At 45.0% G+C, this 5,537-nt stretch carries 5 protein-coding genes; all 5 read right to left on the reverse strand.

Annotated features, from left to right (window positions below; genetic code table 11):
• Positions 1-70: 70 nt before the first annotated feature.
• Positions 71-1,105, reverse strand: a complete 1,035-nt coding sequence (argC, locus tag HP456_RS19130; protein ID WP_172254056.1) for an N-acetyl-gamma-glutamyl-phosphate reductase — start codon at positions 1,103-1,105, stop codon at positions 71-73.
• A gap of 169 nt (positions 1,106-1,274) precedes the next feature.
• Positions 1,275-2,558 (reverse strand): isocitrate lyase, encoded by a 1,284-nt coding sequence (gene aceA, locus HP456_RS19135; RefSeq protein WP_172254058.1) that lies wholly within the window; start codon positions 2,556-2,558, stop codon positions 1,275-1,277.
• A 427-nt stretch (positions 2,559-2,985) separates the two neighbouring features.
• Positions 2,986-3,246 (reverse strand): DUF3949 domain-containing protein, encoded by a 261-nt coding sequence (locus HP456_RS25145; protein ID WP_172254060.1) that lies wholly within the window; start codon positions 3,244-3,246, stop codon positions 2,986-2,988.
• Positions 3,247-3,404: 158 nt separating this feature from the next.
• Positions 3,405-4,559: a CamS family sex pheromone protein gene (locus tag HP456_RS19145; RefSeq protein WP_172254062.1), complete on the reverse strand. Its 1,155-nt coding sequence runs from the start codon at positions 4,557-4,559 to the stop codon at positions 3,405-3,407.
• A gap of 15 nt (positions 4,560-4,574) precedes the next feature.
• Positions 4,575-5,537, reverse strand: a 963-nt coding sequence (gene ligA / locus HP456_RS19150) for an NAD-dependent DNA ligase LigA (protein WP_172254064.1), incomplete at its 5' end; no start/stop codon positions are given.

Here is a 5,537-nt window from a genome sequence, read left to right on the forward strand (position 1 = left end):
TGATACGATACTGCCTCCTTCGATCTTCTGAACTGGTCCTTTTTCCGCCACATTCATTTCTCTCTCCTCCTTAAGGATAAATTGGATAATAGTGAAGCCCGGCCGTTTCATCCAACCCAAACATGAGATTCATATTTTGCACAGCCTGACCTGCTGCTCCTTTTATCAGATTGTCGATGACGGATACAATGGTGACCCTTCCCGTTCTCGAATCTGCTTTTATAGCAATATCGCAGAAGTTGGTGCCGAACACTTCCTTTGTACCCGGATATTGACCGCTGGGCCTGATCCGTACGAATGGGCTGCTTCTGTAAAAAGCTTGATAGAATTCATGCAGCTCCTCTGTCGTATGAACTGTTTCAAGATTGCCATAGATCGTCGCCATGATGCCGCGTGTCATTGGAATAAGATGAGTCGAAAAAGTGATTGGTGCCCACTCGGGATTCCAAAGCTTCAGCTGCTGTTCGATTTCCGGTGTATGCTGATGCTCATTCACCTTGTAAATCCTCAGATTCTCCTGGGTTTCAGAAAAGTGACTTGAAAGTGATGCTTTCCTCCCTGCTCCGGATAAACCCGTCTTAGCATCGATGATCAGGGAATCCGGCTGAATCATCTTCTTTTGAACTAAGGGTGCAAGTGCCAGGAGGGACGCTGTCGGAAAGCACCCCGGGTTGGCGATAAGCTCCGCTTCTTTAATGACTTCCCGGTTGCACTCTGTGAGTCCGTAGGCAGCCTTGTTTATAACGGAGATCTCTGCTGCCTCCCCTTTATACCATTCTTGATACTCCTTTGGATCCTGAAGCCTGAGGTCTCCTGACAAATCAATGATTTTTGCCTTCCCCTTCAATAATTCAGGAGTCAATTCTTTGGAAATCCCTGACGGCACGGCCAGGAAAACGACATCGAGCTCCTTCATCTCTTCAAGCTGAATGCCCCTGACTAATTCATTTGACAACTCAGTCAAATGTGGATATTGCTCAACATATGAATTTCCATTCAAAGTTGATGAATATAAAATACATTCGCCAACAGAAGGATGATTTGACAGAAGGCGGTGGAGCTCCACCCCACCATAACCAGTAGAACCGACAATTCCAACATTCATTAACCATTCACCACACAAAGTAGATTTAAATTAGGTCTAATTATATGACTGCATAAACATAAAATCAATAGTATATTTATTAAAATTTCACATTCGTACTTTTACCCTAAACAAAAATCCCGTCCTGCAGCGCTTAAACGCACTGCGGGACGGGCTCTGCATTTTATTCTTAGAATTGCGCTGCTTCTGTGGAACCTTTCAGCGCTGTTGTGGAGGAAGTGCCTCCTGAGATCACCATGGATACTTCATCAAAATAGCCAGTTCCTACTTCCCGCTGATGTCGTGTAGCGGAATAACCGTGCTTTTCACTTGCGAATTCAGCCTGCTGCAGTTCAGAATAAGCAGCCATGCCCCGGTCCCTGTAACCCCGCGCCAGCTCGAACATACTGTGATTAAGAGCATGGAAGCCGGCAAGCGTAACGAATTGGAACTTGTAGCCCATTTTGCCTAATTCCACCTGGAACTTTGCAATCGTATCGTCGTCAAGTTTTTTCTTCCAATTAAAGGATGGCGAACAGTTATATGCCAGAAGTTTACCAGGATGCTCCTTATGGATTGCTTCTGCAAAACGACGTGCTTCTTCAAGATCCGGTTCAGATGTTTCGCACCATACAAGATCTGCGTAAGGAGCGTATGCAAGACCCCTGGCAATCGCCTGATCAAGTCCTGCTTTCGTTCTGAAGAATCCTTCAGGTGTACGCTCTCCGGTGATAAATGGGGCATCATATGAATCTACATCACTGGTGATCAAGTCCGCTGCATTGGCATCCGTGCGGGCCACGATCAACGTCGGAACGCCCATTACATCCGCTGCAAGCCGCGCGGAAATCAAATTCTTCACGGATGTTTGAGTTGGCAGCAGCACCTTCCCGCCCAAGTGGCCGCATTTCTTCTCTGAGGAAAGCTGATCTTCAAAGTGAACGGCCGACGCCCCCGCTTCAATCATTCCTTTCATCAATTCAAATACATTCAGCTGGCCGCCAAACCCTGCTTCTGCATCCGCTACGATCGGAACGAACCAATCAATCGATCCATCCCCTTCCACATAATGGACCTGATCCGCACGCTGCAGCGCTTGATTAATCCGCTTTACGACAGATGGTACGGAGTTTGCAGGATACAGGCTTTGATCCGGATACATCTGACCAGCAAGATTGGCATCTGCTGCTACCTGCCATCCGCTTAAGTAAATGGCCTTCAATCCTGCCCTGACTTGCTGAACCGCCTGGTTTCCTGTTAGTGCCCCCAGTGCATTGATATAGTTTTCCTCGTGCAAGAGATTCCACAGTTTTTCAGAACCGCGTCTCGCCAGTGTGTGTTCGATATCAATGGTTCCCCTTAAACGGATAACATCCTCTGCATTGTAAGGTCTCGATACTCCCTGCCATCGCTTATCCAGTTCCCAGCTTTCCTGTATAGCTTCCGCACGCTTATTCACACTGTTTTTTGTCATTGTCCATCTCTCCTTTTTCTATTTTGAGGTCCTTTCCCCGTTAGTTTAAGCGGTAATTCAATAAATCTTAAGTACACAATGGGCTTTTTTATCTTGGTGGGTATTATGTGTGTGGCAGTCCTGGATGGGTAAAAAGATGTTGGTTGCTGAAGGTGCAAATGTTGTTAGTGTACTGCAACAGTTTTATTTTCCTATTTCAAACCTGCCTGCTGCCTCTTAGTTGACTGGATCGTGTCATGGATTAAATTAATACTCGTTCATCACCTCTTTATTGGTTTGTTTTTGTTATAATACAGTTTAATTAACTTGTTTGTATTATATAACAGTAAATAGACAGATGGAACCACTTTTTTGAAAATCTCTTCGACATTTTTTGCATGATAAAAAAACCCCTTGAAATAAAGGTTTCAAGGGGTTTACTTCCAAGCTACTTTCGTTTATGTTTTGCTTTGTAAATTAAATACGCAATCAAATTGGCAGGAAGAAACAGAGGATTGATTTGCGAATTCATATGAAGGAATTCTTCCCCGAGCGGCATCTTATCATAAACTTCTCCATGTTCATGTTTTTTCTTCTCCCTTTCTTCTTCCATCGAATGGATGTACCGATATTGAACAGGGATCATGACAAGCGTGATGACAAATAAAACCGCGGCCACAAGTAAGCCGTAAAAAGAAAATCCGTCCACGGTTATTCCCTCCTTTACATACTATACGAATGAACAATGTGCCAGTTTCGTTTTTTTGCAGAGACGGGGCAAGCAAAAGTAAAACCTATGAAAAAACCAACCCTGTTCTACAACATACAGGATTGGTCCGCAGGAGATGGATTTTCTCTTCACATCCGTCATTCATAGATGTGCATATACGTTTCTTTACTGCCTTTTTTCTTCACTACCAAAGCTTCAGGTCCGTATGAAGACTGTATGAGCAGTTCCACTTCCCAGCTCTCAGGTGCATTCTTACCGATCAAATTGGAGAGATACTGGGCAAACCCGATTGTTTCAGTCTTCCCGTTAAAGGTAAGCGCCACTTCCAAGTTCAGTTTGGCCATTTTATTGTTTTGATAAAGGGCTTCGCCCGTTACGCCTGTGAACACCGGAAAGTAATTTTCGATTTCTTTCTTCAGTTCCTGGAATATCTTATTGTCATTCGGGTGATTCTCGGCTGCTTGAGGAGAAGGATAAATGTAGTATTCTTCATCGACGCCTTCCCAATCCCCGATGGTACTGGCCCCTGCATCTACAGTTGTATATGCAAAAAATTCACCAGGGACCACCTGCTGCTTCGGAGCCTGCTTGTATAAGGCGATCATGATGGGAACATTCTGGAGATCTTCCTTCTCACGCATCCTCTTCAGGACTTCCCCAGCCATCTTGGCCCCCTGCTCTTTCAATACTTCGTTACTGATATTCTTGACCGCCCTCGTTCCAGTCGAAAGATTGGTTTCATAGTTGACGGAATTCAATGAAAGAGCAACGACGACGCCGCCAAGTGTGACTTTGTTGTCATCTTTCTTTTTCATCAAATAATTATGCTCCACGATATGAGCCAAATAGATCGGTGCATCCTCCCCTTTGGTTTGAACCGGGTTCAATCCAAGGTTCTCGCTTTCTTTCAATCCTTTTTCAGCAAGCTGTTCACTTGTATACTTTCGTTGAAGCCAGCTGTCGACCATTTTCTTTGTTAAGAATTGACCTTCTTTGAAGAAGTATTCATTGGTGGAGAAACGATTTTGGGCAACGCGCAGAAGCCCATTCTCGATTTCATTAATATCGTACCTTGAGCCAAGATCATTCACGACAACCCCGCGGGTTTTACTCGTATCATAAGGCAGCATGGTCCTATAATAATCGTTTGAAATTTGAAAGTTAGGAATGATCGCTTTCTTAGATTCGCTATCCTGATTTTCCTGAACGACTTGATCCTGTTTTTCAAACGTCGGTGCACAGCCGCCAAGTATCAACAGGGCGGCTAATGCAGCCGATAGCCTTTTTTTCATTACTATTTACACCTCTTATCGGTTAAGTTCTTCCATCAGCTTGTCCTCGTCCCAAACTTCTATTTCGAGCTCATTCGCCTTTGTGAGCTTTGACCCTGCTTCTTCCCCTGCAATGACAAGATCTGTTTTCTTGCTGACACTTCCTGTCACCTTACCGCCGAGCATCTCGATTCTCTCTTTCGCTTCATTTCGGCTTAACCGCTCGATTTTCCCGGTCAAAACAATTGTCTTGCCCGCAAAGTAAGAGTCGGCTTCGCTAGCCGCTACCGGTTTAGGGCCCTTGTATTCCATGTTCACCCCAGCATCTTTGAGCTCCTGGATCAATTCTTTCACTTCGTCATTTTCGAAATAAGCGACGACCGCATCGGCCATCTTCTCCCCTATTTCATTGATGTTTGTCAACTCTTCTTGAGCAAGCCCCATCAGGGCATCCATTGCTTCAAATTCCTGGGCAAGCGTTTTAGCGGCTTTCGCGCCAACATGGCGGATGCCTAATCCGAACAGTAACTTCTCAAGCGAATTCTTTTTGGAAGACTCGATCGCCCGGAGCAGGTTATCAACGGATTTCTCCCCCATCCTCTCAAGTTGGAGCAGCTGGTCACGTTCCAATTTATATAGATCTGCGACATCCTCAATCAATTGCTCCTTGAACAGCTGGCTTATCACCTTTTCACCAAGACCATCGATATTCATCGCATTCCTGGAGACAAAATGAATAAGTCCTTCACGGATTTGAGCCGGACATTTAGGATTGATGCAGCGCAGCGCCACTTCTCCTTCAAGCCTTACAAGTTCGCTTTCACACTCTGGACAATGAGTCGGCATGCTGAATTCCTGTTCATCCCCGGTTCTCTTTTCTTCGAGCACGTTTACCACTTCAGGAATGATATCACCAGCCTTTTTGATGACAACATGATCACCGATCTTGATGTCTTTTTCCCTGATGAGATCTTCATTGTGCAGGGAGGCCCTTTGAAC

The organism is Bacillus haikouensis (genome assembly GCF_013179555.1).
GTDB lineage: Bacteria > Bacillota > Bacilli > Bacillales > Bacillaceae_B > Rossellomorea > Rossellomorea haikouensis_A.

Coding starts and splice junctions, on each gene's coding strand:
- argC (WP_172254056.1), bottom strand. CDS start 1,105: ATGAATGTTGGAATTGTCGGTTCTACTGGTTATGGTGGGGTGGAGCTC.
- aceA (WP_172254058.1), bottom strand. CDS start 2,558: ATGACAAAAAACAGTGTGAATAAGCGTGCGGAAGCTATACAGGAAAGC.
- HP456_RS19145 (WP_172254062.1), bottom strand. CDS start 4,559: ATGAAAAAAAGGCTATCGGCTGCATTAGCCGCCCTGTTGATACTTGGC.